Origin of the sequence: Bradyrhizobium sp. 31Argb, from assembly GCF_043638955.1 — a bacterium.
In the GTDB taxonomy this organism is placed as follows: Bacteria; Pseudomonadota; Alphaproteobacteria; order Rhizobiales; family Xanthobacteraceae; genus Bradyrhizobium.
Genome location: NZ_JBEGDB010000061.1, coordinates 1 through 21,828, shown reverse-complemented (window position 1 = coordinate 21,828; position 21,828 = coordinate 1). Strand labels below are relative to the sequence as shown.

General features: G+C 63.7%; 21 protein-coding genes. 14 read left to right on the top strand and 7 right to left on the bottom strand.

Annotation, left to right across the window (positions count from 1 at the left end; all coding sequences use genetic code 11):
• Nucleotides 1-118: 118 nt before the first annotated feature.
• From AAFX91_RS14830 to AAFX91_RS14820, 3 genes are all read right to left on the bottom strand, one after another.
• The gene (locus AAFX91_RS14830) at nucleotides 119-1,732 is read right to left on the bottom strand and encodes a DUF882 domain-containing protein (RefSeq protein WP_245476319.1); all 1,614 of its coding nucleotides are present in this window, start codon (nucleotides 1,730-1,732) and stop codon (nucleotides 119-121) included.
• A gap of 261 nt (nucleotides 1,733-1,993) precedes the next feature.
• Nucleotides 1,994-4,267 (bottom strand): L,D-transpeptidase family protein, encoded by a 2,274-nt coding sequence (locus tag AAFX91_RS14825; protein ID WP_394566958.1) that lies wholly within the window; start codon nucleotides 4,265-4,267, stop codon nucleotides 1,994-1,996.
• Nucleotides 4,268-4,685: 418 nt separating this feature from the next.
• Nucleotides 4,686-6,182, bottom strand: coding sequence for a sigma-54 dependent transcriptional regulator (locus tag AAFX91_RS14820; protein WP_130579704.1), 1,497 nt, complete (start codon nucleotides 6,180-6,182; stop codon nucleotides 4,686-4,688).
• Nucleotides 6,183-6,318: 136 nt separating this feature from the next.
• Between AAFX91_RS14820 and AAFX91_RS14815 the strand changes: the two genes are divergently transcribed.
• The 12 genes from AAFX91_RS14815 (at nucleotide 6,319) to AAFX91_RS14760 (ending at nucleotide 17,039) form a co-directional block, all read left to right on the top strand.
• On the top strand, nucleotides 6,319-8,196 hold the full coding sequence (locus tag AAFX91_RS14815) for a M3 family oligoendopeptidase (RefSeq protein WP_394566957.1): 1,878 nt from the start codon (nucleotides 6,319-6,321) through the stop codon (nucleotides 8,194-8,196).
• 150 nt (nucleotides 8,197-8,346) lie between these two features.
• Nucleotides 8,347-8,571, top strand: a complete 225-nt coding sequence (locus AAFX91_RS14810) for an AbrB family transcriptional regulator (protein ID WP_282531122.1) — start codon at nucleotides 8,347-8,349, stop codon at nucleotides 8,569-8,571.
• A 12-nt stretch (nucleotides 8,572-8,583) separates the two neighbouring features.
• The gene (locus AAFX91_RS14805) at nucleotides 8,584-8,979 is read left to right on the top strand and encodes a type II toxin-antitoxin system death-on-curing family toxin (RefSeq protein WP_282531123.1); all 396 of its coding nucleotides are present in this window, start codon (nucleotides 8,584-8,586) and stop codon (nucleotides 8,977-8,979) included.
• An 86-nt stretch (nucleotides 8,980-9,065) separates the two neighbouring features.
• Nucleotides 9,066-9,218, top strand: coding sequence for an aa3-type cytochrome c oxidase subunit IV (locus AAFX91_RS14800; protein WP_130579708.1), 153 nt, complete (start codon nucleotides 9,066-9,068; stop codon nucleotides 9,216-9,218).
• Between the two features lie 137 nt (nucleotides 9,219-9,355).
• Nucleotides 9,356-10,483, top strand: coding sequence for a Re/Si-specific NAD(P)(+) transhydrogenase subunit alpha (locus AAFX91_RS14795; protein ID WP_282531125.1), 1,128 nt, complete (start codon nucleotides 9,356-9,358; stop codon nucleotides 10,481-10,483).
• Nucleotides 10,484-10,494: 11 nt separating this feature from the next.
• A complete protein-coding gene (locus tag AAFX91_RS14790; protein ID WP_028166994.1) occupies nucleotides 10,495-10,812 on the top strand; it encodes a proton-translocating transhydrogenase family protein in 318 nt (105 codons plus the stop codon).
• A gap of 145 nt (nucleotides 10,813-10,957) precedes the next feature.
• A complete protein-coding gene (locus AAFX91_RS14785) occupies nucleotides 10,958-12,355 on the top strand; it encodes an NAD(P)(+) transhydrogenase (Re/Si-specific) subunit beta (RefSeq protein WP_394566956.1) in 1,398 nt (465 codons plus the stop codon).
• 18 nt (nucleotides 12,356-12,373) lie between these two features.
• Nucleotides 12,374-13,174 (top strand): alpha/beta hydrolase, encoded by an 801-nt coding sequence (locus AAFX91_RS14780; protein ID WP_394566962.1) that lies wholly within the window; start codon nucleotides 12,374-12,376, stop codon nucleotides 13,172-13,174.
• 97 nt (nucleotides 13,175-13,271) lie between these two features.
• Nucleotides 13,272-14,603, top strand: a complete 1,332-nt coding sequence (locus AAFX91_RS14775; RefSeq protein ID WP_394566961.1) for a sodium:proton antiporter — start codon at nucleotides 13,272-13,274, stop codon at nucleotides 14,601-14,603.
• Between the two features lie 42 nt (nucleotides 14,604-14,645).
• Nucleotides 14,646-15,743: a calcium:proton antiporter gene (locus AAFX91_RS14770; protein WP_394566955.1), complete on the top strand. Its 1,098-nt coding sequence runs from the start codon at nucleotides 14,646-14,648 to the stop codon at nucleotides 15,741-15,743.
• A gap of 12 nt (nucleotides 15,744-15,755) precedes the next feature.
• Nucleotides 15,756-16,040 (top strand): cupin domain-containing protein, encoded by a 285-nt coding sequence (locus AAFX91_RS14765; RefSeq protein WP_130584104.1) that lies wholly within the window; start codon nucleotides 15,756-15,758, stop codon nucleotides 16,038-16,040.
• 108 nt (nucleotides 16,041-16,148) lie between these two features.
• Nucleotides 16,149-17,039 carry a hypothetical protein gene (locus tag AAFX91_RS14760; RefSeq protein WP_394566954.1) on the top strand — a complete coding sequence of 297 codons (891 nt, stop codon included), beginning with the start codon at nucleotides 16,149-16,151 and terminating at the stop codon, nucleotides 17,037-17,039.
• 115 nt (nucleotides 17,040-17,154) lie between these two features.
• Here AAFX91_RS14760 and AAFX91_RS14755 read toward each other — a convergent pair whose 3' ends face one another.
• Together AAFX91_RS14755 and rpsU are read right to left on the bottom strand one after the other, a co-directional pair.
• Nucleotides 17,155-17,823, bottom strand: a complete 669-nt coding sequence (locus AAFX91_RS14755; RefSeq protein WP_394566953.1) for a tetratricopeptide repeat protein — start codon at nucleotides 17,821-17,823, stop codon at nucleotides 17,155-17,157.
• A gap of 145 nt (nucleotides 17,824-17,968) precedes the next feature.
• Nucleotides 17,969-18,268, bottom strand: coding sequence for a 30S ribosomal protein S21 (rpsU, locus tag AAFX91_RS14750; RefSeq protein ID WP_027579707.1), 300 nt, complete (start codon nucleotides 18,266-18,268; stop codon nucleotides 17,969-17,971).
• A gap of 265 nt (nucleotides 18,269-18,533) precedes the next feature.
• On the opposite strand from rpsU, the gene aqpZ reads away from it, so the two are divergent.
• Entirely contained in the window at nucleotides 18,534-19,256 is a 723-nt protein-coding gene (gene aqpZ / locus AAFX91_RS14745) for an aquaporin Z (protein WP_282531131.1), read from the top strand.
• A gap of 54 nt (nucleotides 19,257-19,310) precedes the next feature.
• Here aqpZ and AAFX91_RS14740 read toward each other — a convergent pair whose 3' ends face one another.
• Complete coding sequence (locus AAFX91_RS14740) at nucleotides 19,311-20,408, bottom strand: 5-(carboxyamino)imidazole ribonucleotide synthase (RefSeq protein WP_394566952.1); 1,098 nt, start codon at nucleotides 20,406-20,408, stop codon at nucleotides 19,311-19,313.
• Nucleotides 20,405-20,893 (bottom strand): 5-(carboxyamino)imidazole ribonucleotide mutase, encoded by a 489-nt coding sequence (purE, locus tag AAFX91_RS14735; RefSeq protein WP_394566951.1) that lies wholly within the window; start codon nucleotides 20,891-20,893, stop codon nucleotides 20,405-20,407. Before purE ends, AAFX91_RS14740 begins: the two co-directional genes overlap by 4 nt.
• Nucleotides 20,894-21,044: 151 nt before the next feature.
• Between purE and AAFX91_RS14730 the strand changes: the two genes are divergently transcribed.
• Nucleotides 21,045-21,758: a GGDEF domain-containing protein gene (locus tag AAFX91_RS14730; RefSeq protein ID WP_394566950.1), complete on the top strand. Its 714-nt coding sequence runs from the start codon at nucleotides 21,045-21,047 to the stop codon at nucleotides 21,756-21,758.
• The last annotated feature ends 70 nt before the right edge of the window (nucleotides 21,759-21,828 follow it).

The following is a 21,828-nucleotide window of genomic DNA, read 5'->3' as shown; positions in this document are numbered from 1 at the left end:
CAAGTGGTGGCATGGATTGCTTCGCTCCGCTCGCAATGACGGAAAGAATTCCGTTTCGATGTCAGACAGCGGCGGATTCCCGCCTTCGCGGGGACGACACTGAATTTGCGGAGGCGAATCAGCGCAGCGCGGCGGTGCGGACGACGAAGGAGGTCGTCGGAAGCGTTGCGGTGGCGGAGCCGGTGAAGCTGTCGCAGCTCATGCCCATCATCGGATCGTTTGAGAAGGTCATGTTGATCGCGGCCTGCGGCTTGACGAAATGGGCGCGCATCATGGTCATGTCGGTATCGCCGAGCACGGTGGTCAGCATGGCGTTGCTCGCGCTCGGCGCCAACATCACCACGCGCATCCAGAGATCGTTGCCCTTGGCGGCGGAGATGCGAGTCGAGGTCGAGATCACGCTGCCCTGACCTTGCGCGCCCTTGGCGACCACGGTGTTGATCTCGGTTGCGGCGGCGCCGGCATTGCGGCTCGGACGGACGCTGCGTGGGACCGGCGCGGAGGCGGCAACGACATTGCTACGGTCAACCGACGAGTTCGCCGGGGCATAGGCGAGCGCTTTGTTGAAATTCTCCGACACGCTGGCAGTGGCCACCGGATCGGTGGCACCGACCGCCTCGCGTGCCTTGAAGGCTGCGATCTGCGCGGCGGTTGCCTGTTTCGCTGCCGGTAGATCGTCGCCCCAGAAGCCGCGGGCATTGATGATGTCGGCAGGCGTCTCAAGCTTCGGCTCGGACTTCTCGGCGGGCGCCGGCGCTGCCGGCTTGGCCTTTGCGGCCGGGACGATCTGGGCGTCGGCTGCGGCGAGCTGGATCGTCGAGGCGAATTGCGGTTTTGCGCGTGGCATCGGCACGGGGTCGGCCGACTTGGAGTCGGCAGATCTGGCGGAAGCCAGGACGGGCGCGGGCTTCTCGACGGCAGCCGACGTAGCTGCGCCCTCGTCGTCCTCGTCGCTGCCGGCAGCCGGCTTGCCCGTGAACAGCGCGGTCAGGAAGCCGCCGATCTTGCCGCCGCCGGACGACGAGCCATCGCCATTACCGCGCCGCTCGATGTCGGCGCGGGCAAGCTCATAGCCCTTCAACGGGTTGCCATCGGAGGGGACGTGGACGGTGCGGCCGTCCGGGAACACCCTCGCCAACTGGTCATGCGTCATGCGTGGCCAGTGGCGAATCGAGCCGGTGTCGAGGTGAACAAAAGGCGAGCCGGAGGTCGGATAGAAACCGACACCGCCACGCTGTAGGCGCAGGCCGGCATAGCGGATCTGCTCGAGCGGCACGCCGGGAATGTAGAAATCCATCGCATGCCCCAGCATGTGCTGGCTGAAGCGCGCCACCCCGGAGGAGCGGCGACGGAGCATGGCGTTAGTAGCGGGAGAGCGGTAGGAGGAGATGATGTTGATCGGCTGCTTGCCGTCGACGTCGCGATAGACTTCCCAGAGGATGTCGAAGAGCCGACGATCCATCGTGGTCTCGTCCTGGGTGCGCCAGTCGCGCAAGAAGTGATTGAGCTTCTTCAGCGCGTCTTCGTCGTAGCGGCCGTCGCGCTTGAAGGTGATGGTGAGGTCTTCGTTCGAATGGGTGTGGTGGAAGGAGAGGGTGCGGGTCTCGTTCAAGGCGGTGGCGTCGTGAACCGATCCGGCGCCTGCAAGCAGCAATAGCGATGTCAGCCCGACCTGACATCCGGCTTTCGGGAACGACAGCAGTTTATAGTGGCGTGTGCGTACAGCCAGCACCGATGAGCCCACCCAGTCGTCGAGCGTTCGACCTTTCTTTCGCAGACCCCGGCGAAAGGCGGTGAACGCATTCTTAAAGCGGGACGGTTAACCGAGATTTACCATCCCGTTTCCCAAGTTGGCTCTCACCTAAACTGTTGACTGTGGCGAAAAAGCGCCGCCACCCGCGCCAAATGAATAATGGTTAATGTAATTGATCCCGCCGGGCGGGCGGGATCATTGATTTTGCTCTGGAATCTGGCGCGTTCCGGGAGCGGTGGATTAACGGGTGAACACCCCGCGCGACTGTCCGCGCCCAATCGGAGCGGGCGGCACGGGCTGGCCGCCGCCGAACAGCCGCTCGAAGAAGTTCAGGCCGGAATTGGTGTTTTCGCTGGCGATGCTGACGCCGGGCGGCAGGCTGTTGCGGCTCGGGCGCGAATAGTTCGGCTGCGCATGCGCCACCACTGATTCGAGGTCCTTGCCGCGGTTGTTCTTGAGCAGCGCCAGCATGCCGGCGTCGCGGCCATAGACGTCCTTCCGGAATTGCAACTTGCCGGCATCGTCCACGAACGCGGTCTGATAGGTGATGTTGACCGGGATCGGGGTCGGGAATTTCAGGTCGATCTCGCTCGAGCCATACATGCTGCGGATCCGCTCCGGCGTCAAACGCTCGTCCGTCATCGTGATGTTGAGCAGCACGGAAGCGTACTGGTCCGGGTTCTGCACGCGCATGCAGCCATGGCTGAAGGCGCGCTCTTCCCTGCCGAACAGGTTCTTGTCCGGCGTGTCGTGCTGATAGACCAGGAACTTGTTCGGGAAGTTGAAGCGGATGCGTCCGAGCGCGTTCGCTTCACCCGGTGGCTGCGAGATGTGAATCGAGCCGTCGCGGCCGTATTCGAGCCGCAGGCCCATCCGCTGCAGCACGGTCGGATCCTGCTGCAGGGCCGGCAGGTATTCGTTGTAGATGATCGACGGCGGCACGTTCCAGGTCGGGTTGACCGTGATGTACTTCATCGTCTCGGTCAGAAGCGGGGTGGCGTGCTGTCCCGGCTTGCCGGTCACGACCCGCGTGGTCCAGACCGGCGCACCGTTCTGCATCACCCGCAGCGTGTAGTCGGGGATGTTGAGGATGACATAGGCGTTGCCGAGGGAAGCCGCGCCAAGCTGGCGCGGCAGCCAGCGCCAGCGCTCCATGTTGACGATGACGGTGTCGATCTGCCTGTCGCGCTTCGGGCTGTTGATCGCCTTCACGGTGCGATCGTCCAGCACGCCGGTAGGCTTCAGCTCGACGCTGCGCTGGAATTTGCGCACGGCTTCGGCGACCTTGGCGTCGTAACGCGTGTCATCCGGATTCTCGTTGACGCCGAGCTTGGCGCGGAGCTGCGGCACGCGCGGATCTTCCGGCACATCCGCCGGCTGCTTTTTGGTGGCGGGCTTGTAGGCCAGCACCGGCCCCTCGGTGATCTCGATCGCCGGGCCATCGCCCTGGCCGCGCAACTCGGCGAGCTTGGCCTTGAGCTCGCGGTAGAGCTTGTGCGGCGGGTTGTAGCTGTCCAGCGCGGCGGAGGCGTCCTTCGCGCCGGTCACGTTGGCGAGGACTTCCGACGGATCGATCGGATGCTCGGGATAGAGGATGTCGGCCGAGACCTGCGACCAGTGCATCCGGCCGCTCTGCGCCTGACGCGCATAATCCAGCATGCTGGCGGTGAGCTTCAGCTCGGCTTCCGCCAGCGCGTCGGGCGAGGAGAAGGCCAAGGCAAACTCCGGCACCGGATAGTCTTCCGGGTTGAGGCCATCGGAGGCGGCGTCCTTGAGCCGCGCGATCACGCCCTTGCCGGTTGCGGTCAGCTTGCCGCCTTGCGTGAACACCGGCGCATAGTCGCGCGCGGAGTAGAACTTCTCGACCGCGGCGCGCTCGTTCTTGCGGTCAAAGGTGCGCAGCGTCTTGCTGGCCAGCGTCTCGCGAAGCTTGTCGGCAACCAGCCGATCTTCCGCCGGCACGTTGCTCGCAGCCTTGACCGGCTCTTTGGCGGGCTCGGCTACAGGCGCGTTGGCGGTTGCCGGAGCAGGCGCCGTGACGGACGCAGGAGCGGCGGCGGTCGCAGGAGCGGGCCCGGCTGAAGGCGTCACCGTGGCGGTGTCGTTCTTGACTGGCTCCTTCGCCGTGTCCTTCGCCGTGTCCTTGGGCGCGTCCTTCGCCACGTCGCTCGGCTTCGGTTCGGCGGCGGGCGCGGTGACGACATCGGCCGGCTTGGATTCGAGCTTGGGCTCAGCGGTTTTGGTGGCGGCGTCGGGTTCGCTCGGCGTGATGGCGTCCTTCGTCGCATCCGGCACCGAGGCGGTGGTGTCCAGCTTGATATCGGCCGCGGTCGGCGGCGGAACGTTGGCAGGCTCGGGACGCGGGATTGCGGCGTCGATCGCGAGTTCTGCGGCACTGCCGCGCGGCGCGTCCGACTGGGCCAGCGCTGAGGTCGCGGAGACCGTCAGGAACGTCGCGGCGACGGCCATCAGCACGCGGTCGAATCCGGTACGGCCTTTCGAACAGTCACGCATCGTCACACCCCCCTGGGGCGAACTGCCCGGCATTGGAACAGTTCTCACATCATGGTCCTGGAGCCTGATGACGCTTCGTTAGAGCCGTCATCACGCTCGATTTGTTCGAGCATGACCTTCCCGGATCATGCCCTGAGATTGCGCGGAAGCGCTGGCCTCACTCGATCAAAACTGCTTCACGCCTGCACGCAACAAAATCAACGCAGACGATACATACGCCCCCTTCATGCAGCCAGCGCCATGCGGGGCAACTCACGACAAACTGACCTTGATTAACCACTTGCACTCGATCTTGCGCGATTTTTGCCACGCGGCACCCCGTTTGTCTGTCACCCCCAAGCCACGGTTCAATAGGTTCCGGACTGAGCATGCGAAGCCACGACCTAATGCCCGCTCTGGGGCATAAACGCCGATCGGCTCAATTGGTGCCGCCGGCGCCGTCGGCGGAGTCATTTGCCGCGGCTTCGTCGATCTTGCGGTAGAGCGTCGAGCGGCCGATCTTTAGGCGCCGCGCGACCTCCGACATCTGCCCGCGATAATGCGAGATCGCGAAGCGGATGATCTCGTTCTCCATCTCTTCCAGTGGCCGCACGTCGCCGCTGCTGGTCAGCATCGAGAGGCTGCCCGCGGCAGGCAACGGAGCGATTGGTATATCATTACCCGATACCATCGCGGGCGCCGTCGACGGGGCGACGATCAGCGGCTCGCCATGCGCCGGATTCGGGTCGGCAAGTTGATGCGCGGTGACCTGCGGGAAGTCGGCGAGGTCAAGCTGGTCGCCATCGCTCATGACCACGGCGCGATACACCGTGTTCTCGAGCTGGCGGATGTTGCCGGGCCAATCGAGCTGCGAAAGATGCGCCATCGCCTCGCCGCTGATGCCGGTGATGTTGCGGTTTTCCTCGGCGTTGAAGCGCGCGAGGAAATGCCGCAGCAGATGCGGGATGTCTTCGCGCCGCTGCCGCAGCGGAGGAATCGTCAGCGGCAAGACGTGCAGGCGGTAGAATAGGTCCTCGCGGAATTGGCCGGCTTTCACCAGTTCGAGCAATCTGCGGTTGGTGGCGGAGATGATGCGGACGTCGACCTTCACAGGCTTGCGGCCGCCGACGGCTTCCACCGTGCCCTCCTGCAGCGCACGCAAGAGCTTCACCTGCGCGGTCAGCGGCAGTTCGCCGACCTCGTCGAGGAAGAGTGTGCCGCCATGGGCTTCCACGAACTTGCCCATGTGGCGTTCGGTGGCGCCGGTGAACGCGCCCTTCTCATGGCCGAACAGGATCGACTCCACGAGATTGTCGGGGATCGCACCGCAGTTCACCGCGACGAACGGCTTCGATTTGCGCTCGCTGCTGCCGTGGATGGCGCGGGCGAACAATTCCTTGCCGACGCCGGATTCGCCTTCGATCAATACCGGAATGGCTGATGAGGCGGCCTTCTGCGCGGTGCGCAGCACGCTTGTCATCGCTTCGCTGCGGGTGATGACGTCGGTGAACGTGAGCCGCCCCTCGCGGCTGTGGCGGATGCGCTGTAATTCACCCTTGAGTGCAGAAGTGTTCAGCGCGTTGCGCAAGGATACCTGCAGCCGCTCGAAGCCGACCGGCTTGACGACGAAATCCTGGGCGCCGGCGCGCATCGCCGAGACCACGTTGTCGATGCCGCCATGTGCGGTCTGCACGATGACGGGGACGTTCAAACCAGCGTCACGAATCTTTGCGAGCACGCCCAAGCCGTCGAGGCCGGGCATCACGAGGTCGAGCACGACCGCATCGATGGTCTGGTTTTCCTGGGCGGTGAGTGCGGCGATGGCATCGTCGCCGCTGTCGACTACGAGGGGCTGGTAGCCGCATTTTTGCACCATGTTTTCAACCAGACGGCGCTGTACTGCGTCATCATCGGCAATCAAAATGGTGGCAACCATGGTTTTCCCCGCGCGTTACGCTTATCTGTCTCGAATCGGGGCACTCTCGCCGAAGCCGATTAACGCCCTCTTAAACGTTGCCCATCCCCGCACATTTCGCCGCCGCATCTCCGATTGAACACAGGTTACCAGCAAGATGACCTCGCGCTCCTCCGCTCTCCGCAAACCAACGCAACGCAAGCCGGCCAATGCCAAATCCGCTGCAAACAAGTCCGCCGCGAAGAAGACCGCGGGCAAGACCGGCAAATTGCCGGAATGGAATCTCGTCGATCTCTATTCCGGCATCGACGCACCGGAAGTCGCGCGCGACCTTGCGAAGATGGATGCAGATTGCGTCGCGTTTGAGACCGACCACAGGGGCAAGCTCGCGGAACATACGGCGCGGGAAGATGGCGGAAAGTGGCTCGCGGAAGCCGTGCGACGCTATGAAGCGATCGACGATCTCGCCGGCCGGCTCGGCTCCTTTGCCGGCCTGGTGCATGCCGGCGACAGCGTCGATCCCGCGATCACGAAATTTTACGGCGATGTTTCAGAGCGCCTGACGGCTGCCTCGACGCATCTTCTGTTCTTCGCGCTCGAGCTCAACCGCATTGACGATGATGTGATCGAGCGCGCGATGCAGGCGGAAGAGCTCGCATATTACCGGCCCTGGATCGAGGATCTGCGCAAGGAGAAGCCGTATCAACTCGAGGATCGCATCGAGCAGCTTTTCCACGAGAAGTCGCAGAGCGGCTATGCCGCCTGGAACCGGCTGTTCGACCAGACCATCGCCGGCCTGCGCTTCAAGGTCGGCGCCAAGGAACTCGCGATCGAGCCGACGCTCAATTTCCTGCAGGACCGCGATGGCGTAAAGCGCAAGGCGGCGGCGGAGGCGCTGGCGAAAACCTTCAAGGCCAATGAGCGCACCTTCGCGCTTGTCACCAACACGCTCGCCAAGGACAAGGAGATTTCCGACCGTTGGCGCGGCTTCCAGGATGTCGCCGATTCCCGCCATCTCAACAACCGCGTCGAGCGCGAGGTCGTGGATGCGCTGGTCGCGTCCGTGCGCGCCGCCTATCCGAAACTGTCGCATCGCTACTACCGGCTGAAGGCGGGCTGGTTCAAAAAGAAGAAGCTGCCGCATTGGGACCGCAACGCGCCATTGCCCTTTGCCGCGACCGGCACGATCGCCTGGCCCGAGGCGCGCAACATGGTGCTATCGGCCTATCGCGGTTTTTCCACCGACATGGCCGCGATCGCCGAGCGCTTCTTCACCGACCGCTGGATCGATGCGCCGGTCAGGCCGGGCAAGGCGCCCGGCGCCTTCTCGCATCCGACCACGCCGTCAGCGCACCCTTACGTGCTGATGAACTATCAGGGCAAGCCGCGCGACGTGATGACGCTCGCGCACGAGCTAGGCCATGGCGTGCATCAGGTGCTGGCGGCAAAGAACGGCGCCCTGATGGCGCCAACGCCGCTGACGCTCGCGGAGACCGCGAGCGTGTTCGGGGAAATGCTGACCTTCAAGCGCCTTTTGTCCGAGACCAAGAGCGCCAAGCAGCGCCAGGCGCTGCTCGCTGGCAAGGTCGAGGACATGATCAACACCGTGGTGCGGCAGATCGCGTTCTATTCGTTCGAGCGCGCGGTGCACACCGAGCGCAAGAACGGCGAATTGACCGCCGAGCGGATCGGCCAGATCTGGCTTTCCGTGCAGAACGAGAGCCTAGGGCCGGCGATCGAAATCAAGCCGGGCTATGAGAATTTCTGGATGTATATCCCGCATTTCATCCATTCGCCGTTCTACGTCTACGCCTATGCGTTCGGTGACTGCCTGGTGAACTCGCTCTATGCGGTCTACGAGCACGCCTCCGACGGCTTTGCGGAACGCTATCTCGACATGCTCGCAGCCGGCGGAACCAAGCACTATTCGGAACTGCTCAAGCCGTTCGGCCTCGACGCCAAGGACCCCAAGTTCTGGGACGGCGGGCTGTCGGTGATCTCGGGCATGATCGACGAACTCGAAGCGATGGGCTGAAGGGCCAGGGCGTAAAACATCTGTTGACCGAGGTTTTAGAACGCGTTATACTGATGTATAACGTGCATTGAGGTATGAAAATTATGTTGTTTTTTGAAGCTCTTACAAGAAATCGGCGCGACTGTGCGCAACTCGAAAGGCAAATTTCTGATGAAAATCGAGATCAAAAAGATCGGGAATTCCGATGGCCTGCTGCTTCCTCGCGAGCTGATGCAGCGGCTCGACCTGAAGCGCGGTCAGCAACTGCATGTCACCGAGCTTCCGGGAGGCGGCTTCCAGGCGCTTCCCTACGATCCGGATTTTGAACGGACGATGGAAGTCGCAGATGAGGTCATGGACAAGTATCGCGATACGCTGGCGGCGCTCGCAAAATAACGGAAGTTGGGAATGAGCGAGCCGGAAGAGCCGCTTTGGATCACCTATGAGCAAGCAATCGCCATCCACGCCCGTCAACTTCGTCGCTTCGGCGGCGCCCCCGGGCTACGCGACGAAGGCATGCTGCGATCGGCGCTGGAGCGCCCGGTCAACAAATGGAGCTACGAGCAGGCCTCTTTGGCTGAGCTGGCGGCAGCCTATGCGTTTGGCCTCGCCAAGAACCACGCCTTTATCGATGGGAACAAGCGTATTGCCTTTATGGCGATGATGACGTTTCTCATCAAGAATGGCGTCAGCTTCAGTCCTGACCCGGCGCACGCGACATCAATAATTCTGTCGCTCGCGGCCGGGGAGGTCTCCGAGGAAAGCCTCACCCGCTGGATCCGGGATAATTGGCCTTCCGAATGAGGCGATAGGCGAGGCGGCGTTGCCCTGTTCGCGGCTTTGCGCTATGGCACGGCTGAAATTCAGACGTTTGATGACTGGGGACACCGATGGCAAACCATAGCGAAGTGGCTTACACCACCGCCGACGGCAACGACTACATCGAGCATGAGCGGACCTATGAAGGCTTCATCATGCTGGTCAAGTACGGCACCGCGACGGTCGCCCTCATTCTCATCCTGATGGCCTTCTTCCTGGTCTGATCTCTCGCCGGCCGCGCCGCCAATGCCGGCGGTGCTCAAAAAAATTGCATTCAAACCGGTCCCAAAACCGGTATCCAACGTTGCGGGAGTAACGCTAAGTTTGCTTGCGTGCGCTGTCCCGCGCCGCCGGAGGCCTTATGAAGATTGCCGTTGCCAAGGAAATCGACCCGTCCGAACCGCGGGTCGCCGCGTCCCCTGACACTATCAAGAAACTCAAGGCGCTCGGCGCCGAGATCGCGGTCGAGCCGGGCGCGGGCATCAAGTCGGGCCTGCCGGATTCGGAATTCACCGCCGTGGGCGCCACGGTGAACGCGGATGCGGTGAAGGATGCCGACATCGTCATCAAGGTGAAGCGGCCGGAGGCGTCCGAACTCTCGAAATACAAGCGCGGCGCTCTCGTCATCGCCATCATGGACCCCTACGGCAATGACGCCGCGCTGAAGGCGATGGCGGATGCCGGCATTTCGGCCTTTGCGATGGAGTTGATGCCGCGCATCACCCGCGCGCAGGTGATGGACGTTTTGTCCTCGCAGGCGAACCTCGCCGGCTACCGCGCGGTGATCGAGGGCGCCGAAGCCTTTGGCCGCGCCTTTCCGATGATGATGACCGCGGCCGGCACGATCCCCGCCGCGAAAGTGTTCGTGATGGGCGTCGGCGTCGCCGGCCTGCAGGCGATCGCGACCGCGCGCCGGTTAGGGGCCATCGTCACCGCGACCGACGTGCGTCCGGCGACCAAGGAGCAGGTGGAGAGCCTCGGCGCCAAATTCCTCGCGGTCGAGGACGAGGAGTTCAAGAACGCGCAGACCGCGGGCGGCTACGCCAAGGAGATGTCCAAGGAGTACCAGGCCAAGCAGGCCGCGCTCACCGCCGAGCACATCAAGAAGCAGGACGTCGTGATCACGACGGCGCTGATCCCCGGCCGCCCGGCGCCCATGCTCGTCTCCGCGGACATGGTCAAATCGATGCGGCCGGGCTCAGTGCTGGTCGATCTCGCCGTCGAACGCGGCGGCAATGTCGAGGGCGCGAAGGCCGGCGAGGTCGTCGACGTCGATGGCATCAAGATCGTCGGCTATACCAACGTCGCGGGCCGTGTCGCGGCCTCCGCCTCAGGTCTCTATGCCCGCAACCTGCTGGCTTTCATCGAGACGCTGGTCGACAAGGCGAACAAGGCGCTTGCCGTCAATTGGGATGACGAACTGGTGAAATCCACCGCGCTGACCAAGGACGGCGCCGTCATCCATCCGAACTTCCAGCCGAAAGCTTAAGGAGAGAAGCCATGGAGCATATCGCGCAGGCCGTCGATCCCTTCGTATTCCGGCTTTCCATTTTCGTGCTGGCCGTGTTCGTCGGCTATTTCGTGGTGTGGTCGGTGACCCCCGCGCTGCATACGCCGCTGATGAGCGTCACCAACGCGATCTCCTCGGTGATCGTGGTCGGCGCGCTGCTCGCGGTCGGCGTCGGCATGATCTCGAGCGGCTCGGGCTGGGCGCGTGGCTTCGGCTTCGTGGCGCTGATCTTCGCCTGCGTGAACATCTTCGGCGGCTTCCTTGTCACCCAGCGCATGCTGGCGATGTACAAGAAGAAGTCCAAGTAAGCGGCCATGGGAAGTTTCGAACAGATGTCGTCATGCCCCGCGCAGGCGGGGCATCCAGTACGCCGTGACGTTTCGTCGAAGCACGACGATTTCGGATTACTGGATCATCCGCCTTCGCGGATGATGACAGGACGGGGGACCTGAGATGAACGCCAATCTCTCTGCATTGTTGTATCTCGTGGCGGGTGTGCTGTTCATCCTGTCGCTGAGGGGGCTGTCGAGCCCCGCCACCTCGCGGCAGGGCAACCTGTTCGGCATGATCGGCATGGCGATCGCGATTCTGACCACGCTCGCGAGCCATCCGCCGGCCGACGGCGTCGCCTGGCTGCTGGTCGTGCTCGGCGTCGCCATCGGCGGTGCGATCGGCGCCGTGATCGCGCGGCGGGTGCCGATGACCTCGATGCCCGAACTGGTCGCCGCGTTCCACTCGCTGGTCGGCATGGCCGCGGTGCTGGTCGCCGCCGGCGCGTTCTATGCGCCCGAGGCCTTCGACATCGGCACGCCCGGCAATATCCACACCCAGAGCCTGATCGAGATGTCGCTCGGCGTCGCCATCGGCGCGCTGACCTTCACCGGCTCGGTGATCGCATTCCTGAAACTGTCGGCGCGGATGAGCGGCGCGCCGATCATCCTGCCGTTCCGTCACCTCATCAACATCGCGCTCGCCCTGGCGCTGGTGTTCTTCATCGTCGGCCTGGTGATGTCGGGCAGCGCGGTCGACTTCTGGCTGATCACGATCATCGCGCTGGCGCTCGGCGTGCTCATGATCATCCCGATCGGCGGCGCCGACATGCCGGTCGTGATCTCGATGCTGAACTCCTACTCGGGCTGGGCCGCGGCCGGCATTGGTTTCACGCTCGGCAATTCGGCGCTGATCATCACCGGCGCGCTGGTCGGCTCCTCCGGCGCGATCCTGTCCTATATCATGTGCCACGCGATGAACCGGTCCTTCATCTCGGTCATCCTCGGCGGCTTCGGCGGCGAGACCGCGGCGGCCTCTGGCGGGACCGGCGAGCAGAAGCCGGCCAAGCTGGGTTCTGCTGACGATGCTGCCTTCATCATGAAGAACGCCTCGAAGGTCATCATCGTGCCCGGCTATGGCATGGCGGTGGCGCAGGCCCAGCACGCGCTGCGCGAGATGGCCGACATCCTGAAGAAGGAAGGCGTCGAGGTGAAATACGCGATTCACCCGGTCGCCGGCCGCATGCCCGGCCACATGAACGTGCTGCTGGCGGAAGCCAACGTGCCCTATGACGAGGTGTTCGAACTGGAGGACATCAACTCCGAATTCGCCCAGGCTGACGTCGCCTTCGTGATCGGCGCCAACGACGTCACTAATCCGGCGGCGGAAGAGGACAAGACCTCACCGATCTACGGCATGCCGGTGCTGCAGGTCTGGAAGGCCGGCACGGTGATGTTCATCAAGCGCTCGCTGGCCTCGGGCTATGCCGGCATCGACAATCCGCTGTTCTATCGCGACAACACCATGATGCTGCTCGGCGATGCCAAGAAGGTCACCGAGAGCATCGTCAAGGCGATGTGAGGCCGCTTGCGGGCAGCGATGCTCGTCCCGAAATGGCTCCTGATCGTCGCTGCAGTCGGTTATCTCGGAGCGCTCGCGCTGCTGTTTGTCAAGCAGCGCGCGATGCTGTTTCCGATTCCGACGCGGGAGCGAACCTCACCGGAGGCGGCCGGCTTTCCTGAAGCCGAGGAACATGTCCTCACCACCGGCGATGGCGAAAAGGTCATCGTCTGGCACGTGCCGGCAAAGCCCGGCCATCCCGTGATCCTGTATTTTCCCGGCAATGGCGATTTTCTCGCCGGGCGAGTTAGCCGTTTCCGCGCCATGACGTCTGACGGTACCGGCCTGGTCGCGCTTTCCTACCGCGGCTATGCCGGCTCGAGCGGATATCCGAGCGAGCGCGGCATTCTGCTGGATGCTGCTGCTGCTTACGCCTTCACCACGGCGCGCTACGCCGCGGACCGAATCGTGGTCTGGGGATTTTCGCTCGGTACCGGCGTTGCGGTCGCACTGGCTGCGGAACAGCCGATCGGCAAGTTGATCCTGGAGGCGCCCTATACCTCGACGGTCGACATTGCCGGTGCGGCATTCCCGCTCGTGCCGGTGCGCTGGTTGATGCGCGATCAGTTCCGCTCCGACGAGCGCATTGCGCGCGTCAATGCGCCGCTGCTTGTCATGCACGGCACCGACGATGCCGTGATACCGATCATGTTCGGAGAGCGTCTGTTCACGCTGGCGCATGAGCCAAAGCGGTTCGTTCGATTGGCTGGCGGCGGCCACGACAATCTCGACTACTATGGCGCAATCGAAACGGCGCGGCAGTTCATTGGCGGTTTGTAGGTGTGGAATGAAGAAATGGCATGGTGTGCTCGTCCTATCGGCGTTGGTGCTGCTGCCGGGGCAGGCGCGCGCCGCGGCGGCGCTCGACGGCGCGGCGATGACCTGGCCATTTGCCCTTCCGTTCGCCGGCCTGCTGCTGTCGATCGCGCTTGGGCCGCTGCTGTTCCCGAAATTCTGGCATCACCATTACGGCAAGATCGCCGCCGCCTGGTCGGCGCTGACGCTCGCCTCGCTCGCCTGGGTCGCCGGAGGCGCAGCCATGCTAGAGAGCTTCGTGCATGCGATGCTCGGCGAATATCTGAGCTTCATCGTGCTGTTGTTCGCGCTCCATACCGTTGCCGGCGGGATCCTGGTGACCGGCGACATGAGGGGCACGCCTTGGACCAATACGTCGGTTCTTGCATTGGGTACGATGATGGCGAGCGTCGTCGGCACCACCGGTGCCGCCATGATCCTGATCCGCCCGCTGATCCGCGCCAACCTGCCGCGGCCCCGTAACGCGCACGTCATCGTGTTCTTCATCATTCTCGTTGCCAATGTCGGCGGCGCGCTCAGTCCGCTCGGGGACCCGCCGCTGTTCGTCGGATTTCTGCACGGCGTCGAGTTCTTCTGGACCACGAGGAACATCTGGCCGCAGACCGCGGTCGTGGCCGGCATCCTGCTGCTCGTCTTTGTCGGGCTCGATCTCTGGCTCTTCCGCAAAGAACCGGCTGCGCCGCCAGGCGGAGCGGCGCCGATCCGGGTTCACGGCCTGATGAATCTGCCACTGATCGCCGCCATCATTGCCAGCATCCTGATGTCGGCGACCTGGCGGCCGGGGATAGCTTTCGACGTTCTCGGCACAAGGCTGGAGCTGCAGAACCTGGTGCGCGACGGCCTTCTGGTCGTGATCGCGCTGCTTTCACTGTGGCTCACCCCGGACGAACATCGCGAGGCGAACGGCTTCAACTGGGAGCCGATCCGGGAGGTCGCCAAGCTGTTTGCCGGTATCTTCGCCGCGATCATCCCGGTGCTGGCGATGCTGCATGCAGGGCACGACGGGTCCTTTGCCTGGCTATTGTCCGCCGTCACCGAGCCCAACGGTGCTCCGCGGGAGGTTCCCTATTTCTGGTTCACCGGGCTGATGTCGGCGTTCCTCGACAATGCTCCGACCTACCTGCTGTTCTTCGAGGTCGCCGGCGGTGATCCGCAGCGATTGATGGGGGAATTGTCGGGGACGCTGGCTGCGATCTCCATGGGCGCCGTCTACATGGGGGCGCTCACCTATATCGGAAACGCGCCAAACTTCATGGTGGCGGCGATCGCGAACGAGCGCGGTGTCAAAATGCCGAGCTTCTTTGGCTATCTTTTGTTTGCGGGCGGAGTGTTGATACCACTGTTCCTGCTTCTCACCCTTCTGCCGATCGCCCCTGTTCTTAGCGTTCACTGAGTGCCGTATGTTGGAGCTCCTCGAGCAGTGGAGGGGGAGTTCATGAGCGCACACGGTCCGATGCCGCATACGGCATGGATTTTCCCGGCGCTGGCGATGGCACTGTTCGCTGCGGCGACAGCCGTCGGATGGGTGTTCAGCCCATCTCCTAGCGGATGGCTCCTCGCCGCGATCCTGCTGGCCATCCTGTTCGGCACGGTGTTCGCGGCAGTCCATCATGCCGAGGTGATCGCCGAAGAGGTCGGCGAGCCTTTCGGCACCTTGGTGCTGACGCTAGCGGTGACGATCATTGAAGTGGCGCTGATCACCACGATCATGCTGGGCGACAAGCCGCAGCCGGCCCTGGCCCGTGACACCGTGTTTGCAGTCGTGATGATCGTCTGCAACGGCCTGGTCGGGCTTTGCATCTTCATCGGCGGGTTGCATTATCGAGAGCAGGATTTCCAGGTTTCCGGTGCCAACCTTTATCTCAGCGTGTTGTTCGTGTTGGCGACGATAACGCTGGTCATGCCGAATTATACGTTGGCGACGCCCGGGCCGGTCTATTCGGCCACGCAACTGGGCTTTGTCGACATTGTCACGCTCGCTTTGTACGGCGTCTTTCTCTACATCCAGACCATGCGGCACCGCGATTACTTCGTCGTCGAGTCCGCAAATGATGCCGAGGCGCCGAAGAAGTCATCGGGCGCAGTGCTGGCGCTCAGTGTTCCGTTGCTCCTGGTTTCCCTTCTGGCCGTCGTGCTGCTGTCAAAGAAATTCTCGCTCGTCATCGATGCCACCGCGGCGATGATCGGTGCGCCGGCAGCCTTCGCGGGCCTGGTGGTCGCGCTTCTCATCCTCATGCCGGAGGCCGTCGCCGCGGCTTCGGCCGCCCGCAATAATGATTTGCAGAAGAGCATCAATCTTGCGCTGGGTTCATCGCTTGCCACGATCGGGTTGACGATCCCGGCGGTCGGCATTGCCACCTACCTGCTGGACAAAGAACTTGTACTCGGGCTCAGCGCCCAGAGCACGGTGCTGCTGTTCCTGACCTTCCTCTTGAGCATGCTGACCTTCGGCACCGGCCGCACCAACATCCTGTTCGGCTTGGTGCATCTGGTGGTATTTGCCGTATTCTTGTTCCTGGAATTCGTGCCATAGGAGACGATGACGATGCTTGCCGCCAAATCCGACGTCCAGGTCGACACCCCCGAGGTCCGCGTCACGGAGTGGCGGCTGGCGCCGGGCAGTGCGACCGGGCGTCATATCCATGAGATGGACTATGTGATCGTGCCCGTGACCGCGGGCGAGATGACCATCGTGGCGCCCAGTGGCGAGCGGTCGAATGCCCAGCTCGGCGCCGGCAAGTCGTATTTCCGGAAGGCGGGGGTGGAGCACGATGTGCTTAACGAAACCTCTACGGAGATCGTCTTCCTCGAGATTGAACTCAAGCCGTAAGCATCCGTGATCGCCGGAACCGGCCGGTTGCCATTGATCCGTCGCAGTTGATCCCTCAATGTGCCTCAAAGTTCCCGCATCTAACGCCGCGGCGGGGAGTGGTTGGCAATGCTGAAATACCTGACGAAATTTGTCGTCGATATCTTACCCTCGGTGGCTGCGACCGTCATCGGGGCCTACATCGTTAACCACTACATCGTAGCCAAGCCGGAGGCGCCGGCCGCCGCCGCTGTTTCGACCGCTCAGCCAAAGGCGGCCGCCGCGAGCAAGCCGGTCGAAAAGCCCGCCGAGGTCTCCAATCTCCCCGAAGCTGGCGTGAAGGCCAAGGGCATGTCCGAGCGCACATTGATGGAGCGCACGGCGTCCGAGAAGGCTACGGTGACCGAGAGGCCGGCCGAGAAGGCGACCGAGAGCAAACCCGCCGAAGCGCCCGCCGAGACCGCAAGCATTCCGCCCGCCGAGCTCCGTCGCCATCAGCCCGCACCGCGCGAACGCGAAAAGGCCGTCGCCAAGGTGACGCCCGCGCCGGCGCAGCAGCCTGCTACCGTGCCCGCCGCTACGCCCGCCTCGCCGCCAGCCGAAGCTGCGGCCGTATCGGACGAGCATCGTGACGCCAACGACCTCGCGCGCGCCGCGATCGAGCGGTTGCGCGGCACCGCCGAGGGCGGCTCTCGTGCGCCGGAGACGGCGCGTGCACCTGAAGCGCCTCGCGTCGCGACCGCACCGTCAGTGGTGCGGCCGTTGCCGCCACCGATCATGGTTTCGACGCCGCCGAGCGAGACCTTCGGCCAGACCTCCCAGCCGCGTCCGCCTTATGCCGCAAGCGCGGCTGACGATCCGAACCGTCCGACGCCGCCGGCCGACATTCCGACCTCGCGTCCGCCGCTAGATCTACGCGCCGACGCGGCAGCGGCGGAGCCGGCCAAGGAGCGCCCGACGATCGGCGACGATATGCTGTCGGCTGCGAAGTCGGTATTCCACGCGGTCCTGCCGAAATAGCTGAATTTGATCGCTTGCCTGTAGCCCGGATGGAGCGCAGCGCAATCCGGGATCACGCCGTGTGGCCAGTTGAGCCCCGGATTGCGCTGCGCTCCATCCGGGCTACGACTCGAAGCTAACCGCCGGTGCGCGCGAGGCCGCTGCGCGCGGCGTCGTCCCTGGGCCGCAATGCTACCGCCCGGCTGTATGAAGCTGCTGCCTTGCTCTTGTCGCCGAGCCGCTCATAGGCCTCGCCGCGCACCGTCCAGGCCTGGGCGCTGTTCGGATCGGCCTGCACCGCTTCGTCAAGATCGGCGGTCGCTTCCTTGGCCTTGTTGAGGGCGAGATAGCTGTTGGCGCGCGCCAGCAACGGCTCGACGCGCTGTGGCGCCAGGCCGCTCGCCGCAGTGAAATCCTCGATCGCCTGCTGGTGCTGGTTCTGGCCCTGGTAGATCAGGCCGCGGCCATAGAGCGCTTGCGTGTTGTAGGGGTCGAGCCCGAGCGCCTGTTCGAATTCGGCGAGTGCCTGTTCGGTTTTGAAGGATCGCGCGAATTCCTGGCCCCGCGTCGCGTGCTCCTTGGAGTCGCTGACATTCTGGGTACTGACGCTGCCGGTTGGCTTTTCGGTGGCGGCCTGCTTGGGTTTGTCGTTGCCGGCACCCCATGATCCCAGATCGAACGAGCAGCCGCCCAAGAGAACGCCAAGGGGGACGCCAAGTAAGACGGCAAGCAGGATCGCCGGCCGCGCCATCAGGCGCGGGACAGTGAAAGCTCCAGAGCGGGGGCGGAATGCCGGAAACACCATCAACCGAACTGCTCGCGTAATGGAAATGCTCGCGTCTGCAATTCCGTATTGGTAGCTGGCCGCGGTGCAAAATGCACCGGCCAAAAAGCAAAACGCGGACCGGTCAGGCCCGCGTTCTCATTTCCGACTTTTTATAAAGGTGCGATCAGCGCGGACCGCGTCCAGCGCCCGGGCCGCCACGTCCACCAGCGCCGCGATCACCACCTGCGCCGGCGCCGAACACCGGCTTCGGCTTCATCGGCAACAGGCCTTCGCGCTGCAGCTTCTTGCGCGCCAACTTGCGGGCGCGGCGCACGGCTTCGGCCTTCTCGCGGGCCTTCTTCTCGGAAGGCTTCTCATAGTGGCCGCGGAGCTTCATCTCGCGGAAAATGCCCTCGCGCTGCATCTTCTTCTTGAGCGCCTTCAGGGCTTGATCGACATTGTTATCGCGGACGAGAACCTGCACGCGGCATCCTCTTTTCGATTGGTCGGTTCGGAAATCTGGAAAAGCCAAGGTCGGCAAAAAGGCCAGACTTTCAGCCTAGGGGCGCGCATGTAGCAGACAAAATCGCAAATGTCCACCAGTGAAGCAGCGGCAAGGGCCAAGTAAAGCCACGAAATAGGGCAGAATTGCCACTTAGCGGCCCTGATTGGGGTGATTCGACGCCAAATGCTTGGCCGCTACCGCAGCTTTTGCCCGCTCCGGGAAACAAAATAACAGGAGAACTGGTATGGACACACAAAAATATGCCGCCGAGGCGATCGGGACGTTCTGGCTCACATTTACGGGATGCGGCAGCGCCGTGATCGCCGCTGGCTTTCCGCAAGTCGGAATTGGCCTGGTCGGTGTGTCACTGGCGTTCGGATTGAGCGTCGTCACCATGGCCTATGCGATCGGCCATGTGTCCGGCTGCCATCTCAATCCGGCCGTCACCGTCGGTCTTGCCGCCGGCGGACGTTTTCCCGTTGGCCAGATCCTGCCCTATGTGATCGCGCAGGTGATCGGTGCGATCGTCGCCGCGGGAGTGCTCTATCTGATCGCGAGCGGTGCGCCCGGCTTCGACCTCGCCAAGGGCTTTGCCTCCAACGGCTATGACGCGCATTCGCCCGGGCAGTACAGCCTGTTGTCCGGCTTCATCACCGAGGTGGTGATGACGATGATGTTCCTGTTCATCATCATGGGCGCGACCCATGGCAGGGCGCCTGCGGGCTTTGCGCCGCTCGCGATCGGGCTCGCATTGACGCTGATCCATCTCGTGAGCATTCCCGTCACCAACACCTCGGTGAATCCGGCGCGCAGCACCGGGCCGGCATTGTTCGTCGGAGGATGGGCGCTGGCGCAGCTCTGGCTGTTCTGGGTGGCGCCGTTGATCGGCGGCGCGCTCGGCGGGGTGCTCTATCGCTGGCTCAGCGAAGAGCCGACCGGCGTCGTCGAAGGCGTACGACAGGCTTGATCAATTTCTGATTTAAGACTTTGCCGGCGGGCCGCTATTTGTTGCCTGCCGGCGCTACTTCGGTGGCGCTACTTCAGTGACATGGCCCATCTTGCGGCCGGGCCGCGGCGGACCCTTGCCGTAGAGGTGCACGGTTGCGCCGGGCACTGTCAGCCATTCCTCATAGCTCAGGATGTCGTCGCCGATCAGGTTGGTCATGGTCACCGCGCCATGGCGGATCGGTTTGCCGAGCGGCCAGCCGGCGATGGCGCGGATGTGCTGCTCGAATTGCGAGATCGAGGCGCCGTCGAGCGTCCAATGTCCGGAATTGTGGACCCGCGGCGCGATCTCGTTGACCAGCACGGTCGGTCCGTCCTTGCCCGCCACTACGAACATTTCGACCGCGAGCACGCCGACATAGTTCAGCGCGTGCGCGATCTTCTCCGCAATCGATCGCGCCTGCACGGCGAGCTCGGCCGGGATCGCCGCCGGCGCGCGCGAGATCTTCAGGATGTGATCGCGGTGCTCGTTCTCGGTGACGTCGAAACATTCGACGTGACCGTCCGAGGAGCGCGCGGCGATCACGGAGATTTCGCGTTCGAATGGCACGAAGGCTTCGAGAATGGCGGATTTGGTGCCGAGGTCTTCCCAGAGCTGGTCGATGTCGTCGCCCTCGCGGATCATCGCCTGGCCCTTGCCGTCATAGCCGAAGCGGCGCGTCTTGATCACGGCGGGAAGGCCGATGCGCGCGATGCCGGCGCGCAGCGTTTCGACCGAGGAGACATCGGCATAATCGGCGGTGCCGATGCCGAGCCTGGTGATGAAATCCTTCTCGATCAGCCGGTCCTGCGTGGTCTCGAGGATCTTCTGCGACGGCAGCACCGGGCGGCGCGCCGCCAGCACCAGGGCGGTCGCGGACGGCACGTTCTCGAATTCATAGGTGATGATGTCGACGTCATTGGCGAACAGTTCGAGCGCCTCGACGTCGGCAAATTCCGCGCAGGTCGCGTGCTGCACCACGTCGAAGGCGGGCGAATCCGGATCCGGCGAGAACACCTGGCATTTGAGGCCGAGCCGCGCCGCGGCCATCGCCAGCATCCGGCCCAATTGTCCGCCGCCGAGAATTCCGATGGTATCACCCGGCTTCAGCTTCACTCTTGTCGAAGCCGTCACGCCGATGCCTCCGGATGCTCCTTGACCGCGTCGGTCTGTTCCTTGCGCCAGGCGGCAAGGCGCGCCGCCAGCGCCGGATCGTTCAGCGCGAGCACGCTCGCTGCCAACAGCGCCGCGTTGATGGCACCCGATTTTCCGATCGCCAGCGTGCCGACCGGGATACCGGCCGGCATCTGCACGATCGAATACAGCGAATCGACGCCCGACAGCGCCTTTGATTCGACGGGAACCCCGAACACCGGAAGTTCCGTCAGCGCAGCCGTCATGCCGGGCAGATGCGCGGCGCCGCCGGCCCCGGCAATGATGACCTGGAAACCGGCCGCCTTGGCGCCCTTGGCGAACGCGTACAGCCGGTCCGGGGTGCGATGGGCGGAAATGATCCGCGCCTCAAACGCGACCCCGAGGGCGGTGAGCGTTTCGGCGGCGTGGCCCATGGTCTCCCAGTCCGACTGGCTTCCCATGATGATGGCTATTGCGGCGGGCATGTCGTCAATTCTGTTCGGGAATCCAGAAGCATGGGCCGGATTATAAGAGCGGCCCGTCACTGATCCAAGGCGTGGCAAGGAATCCGGAATGGACTATCCTGTCTTGGTGAATGCGGGCAAGCCTCATCAGCGGGCCTCAACAAGGATGCTTATGAAAAAGAAGAAGAGGGCGGCTGCATCCGGGGCCGCGAAAAGGAAAAGCGCGGCTGCGCGCAAGGTTGCGCCTCGCCGCGCCCAAGCCGCACTTACCCAAGCGGCACCTGCCCAAACCGGACCTGCCCAGGTGCTCTCGGCTGCGTTGACCGAGGCGAAGGCGACAATTCGCCGCCTCAAGGCGGAACTGGCCGCGGCGGAGGCGCAGATCGCGGAACTGCAGGCATCCGCGGAGACCGATTTCCTGCTGGACATCCTCAACCGGCGCGGCTTCGAGCGCGAGCTCAACCGCTCGATCGCCTACATCAAGCGCTATCACGCCAGCGGCGCGCTGGTCATGCTCGACGTCGATCGCCTGAAACCGATCAACGACACCTATGGCCATACCGCTGGCGATGCGGTGCTGAAGGCGATCGTGAAGACAGTAACGAGCCAGGTGCGTGCCTCGGACGTGGTCGGACGGCTCGGCGGCGACGAGTTCGCGGTACTGCTGTGGAACCTGACCGAGACCGACGCCAAGGCCAAGGCCGCGGCGCTGGAGCAATCGATCGATCGCCTCACCTTCGATTTCGGTGGCCGCAGCGTCAGCGCGGGCGCCTCCGCCGGCGTTGCGATCCTCGGTCCGCACTCCGTGGCGAGCCGCGCGCTGGAAGAAGCGGACAGTGCGATGTATGTGCGCAAGGCGCAGCGGCGGCATGAAGTGGTGGGCTAGGCCGTGTGGACAGTTACCTTATCCAGAGCAGAGTGGCGGCAATGGCGACGACGGCGAAGTAGTTTCGCGC

What these genes read in the sequence shown, in the direction of transcription:
- AAFX91_RS14775 (WP_394566961.1), top strand. Translation starts at nt 13,272, where the DNA reads ATGACCTGGCCATTTGCCCTTCCGTTCGCCGGCCTGCTGCTGTCGATC.
- AAFX91_RS14810 (WP_282531122.1), top strand. Translation starts at nt 8,347, where the DNA reads ATGAAAATCGAGATCAAAAAGATCGGGAATTCCGATGGCCTGCTGCTT.
- AAFX91_RS14765 (WP_130584104.1), top strand. Translation starts at nt 15,756, where the DNA reads ATGCTTGCCGCCAAATCCGACGTCCAGGTCGACACCCCCGAGGTCCGC.
- AAFX91_RS14730 (WP_394566950.1), top strand. Translation starts at nt 21,045, where the DNA reads ATGAAAAAGAAGAAGAGGGCGGCTGCATCCGGGGCCGCGAAAAGGAAA.
- AAFX91_RS14755 (WP_394566953.1), bottom strand. Translation starts at nt 17,823, where the DNA reads ATGGTGTTTCCGGCATTCCGCCCCCGCTCTGGAGCTTTCACTGTCCCG.
- AAFX91_RS14825 (WP_394566958.1), bottom strand. Translation starts at nt 4,267, where the DNA reads ATGCGTGACTGTTCGAAAGGCCGTACCGGATTCGACCGCGTGCTGATG.
- AAFX91_RS14820 (WP_130579704.1), bottom strand. Translation starts at nt 6,182, where the DNA reads ATGGTTGCCACCATTTTGATTGCCGATGATGACGCAGTACAGCGCCGT.
- AAFX91_RS14780 (WP_394566962.1), top strand. Translation starts at nt 12,374, where the DNA reads ATGCTCGTCCCGAAATGGCTCCTGATCGTCGCTGCAGTCGGTTATCTC.
- AAFX91_RS14795 (WP_282531125.1), top strand. Translation starts at nt 9,356, where the DNA reads ATGAAGATTGCCGTTGCCAAGGAAATCGACCCGTCCGAACCGCGGGTC.
- AAFX91_RS14785 (WP_394566956.1), top strand. Translation starts at nt 10,958, where the DNA reads ATGAACGCCAATCTCTCTGCATTGTTGTATCTCGTGGCGGGTGTGCTG.
- AAFX91_RS14760 (WP_394566954.1), top strand. Translation starts at nt 16,149, where the DNA reads ATGCTGAAATACCTGACGAAATTTGTCGTCGATATCTTACCCTCGGTG.
- purE (WP_394566951.1), bottom strand. Translation starts at nt 20,893, where the DNA reads ATGCCCGCCGCAATAGCCATCATCATGGGAAGCCAGTCGGACTGGGAG.
- AAFX91_RS14815 (WP_394566957.1), top strand. Translation starts at nt 6,319, where the DNA reads ATGACCTCGCGCTCCTCCGCTCTCCGCAAACCAACGCAACGCAAGCCG.
- AAFX91_RS14800 (WP_130579708.1), top strand. Translation starts at nt 9,066, where the DNA reads ATGGCAAACCATAGCGAAGTGGCTTACACCACCGCCGACGGCAACGAC.
- AAFX91_RS14770 (WP_394566955.1), top strand. Translation starts at nt 14,646, where the DNA reads ATGAGCGCACACGGTCCGATGCCGCATACGGCATGGATTTTCCCGGCG.
- AAFX91_RS14805 (WP_282531123.1), top strand. Translation starts at nt 8,584, where the DNA reads ATGAGCGAGCCGGAAGAGCCGCTTTGGATCACCTATGAGCAAGCAATC.
- aqpZ (WP_282531131.1), top strand. Translation starts at nt 18,534, where the DNA reads ATGGACACACAAAAATATGCCGCCGAGGCGATCGGGACGTTCTGGCTC.
- AAFX91_RS14790 (WP_028166994.1), top strand. Translation starts at nt 10,495, where the DNA reads ATGGAGCATATCGCGCAGGCCGTCGATCCCTTCGTATTCCGGCTTTCC.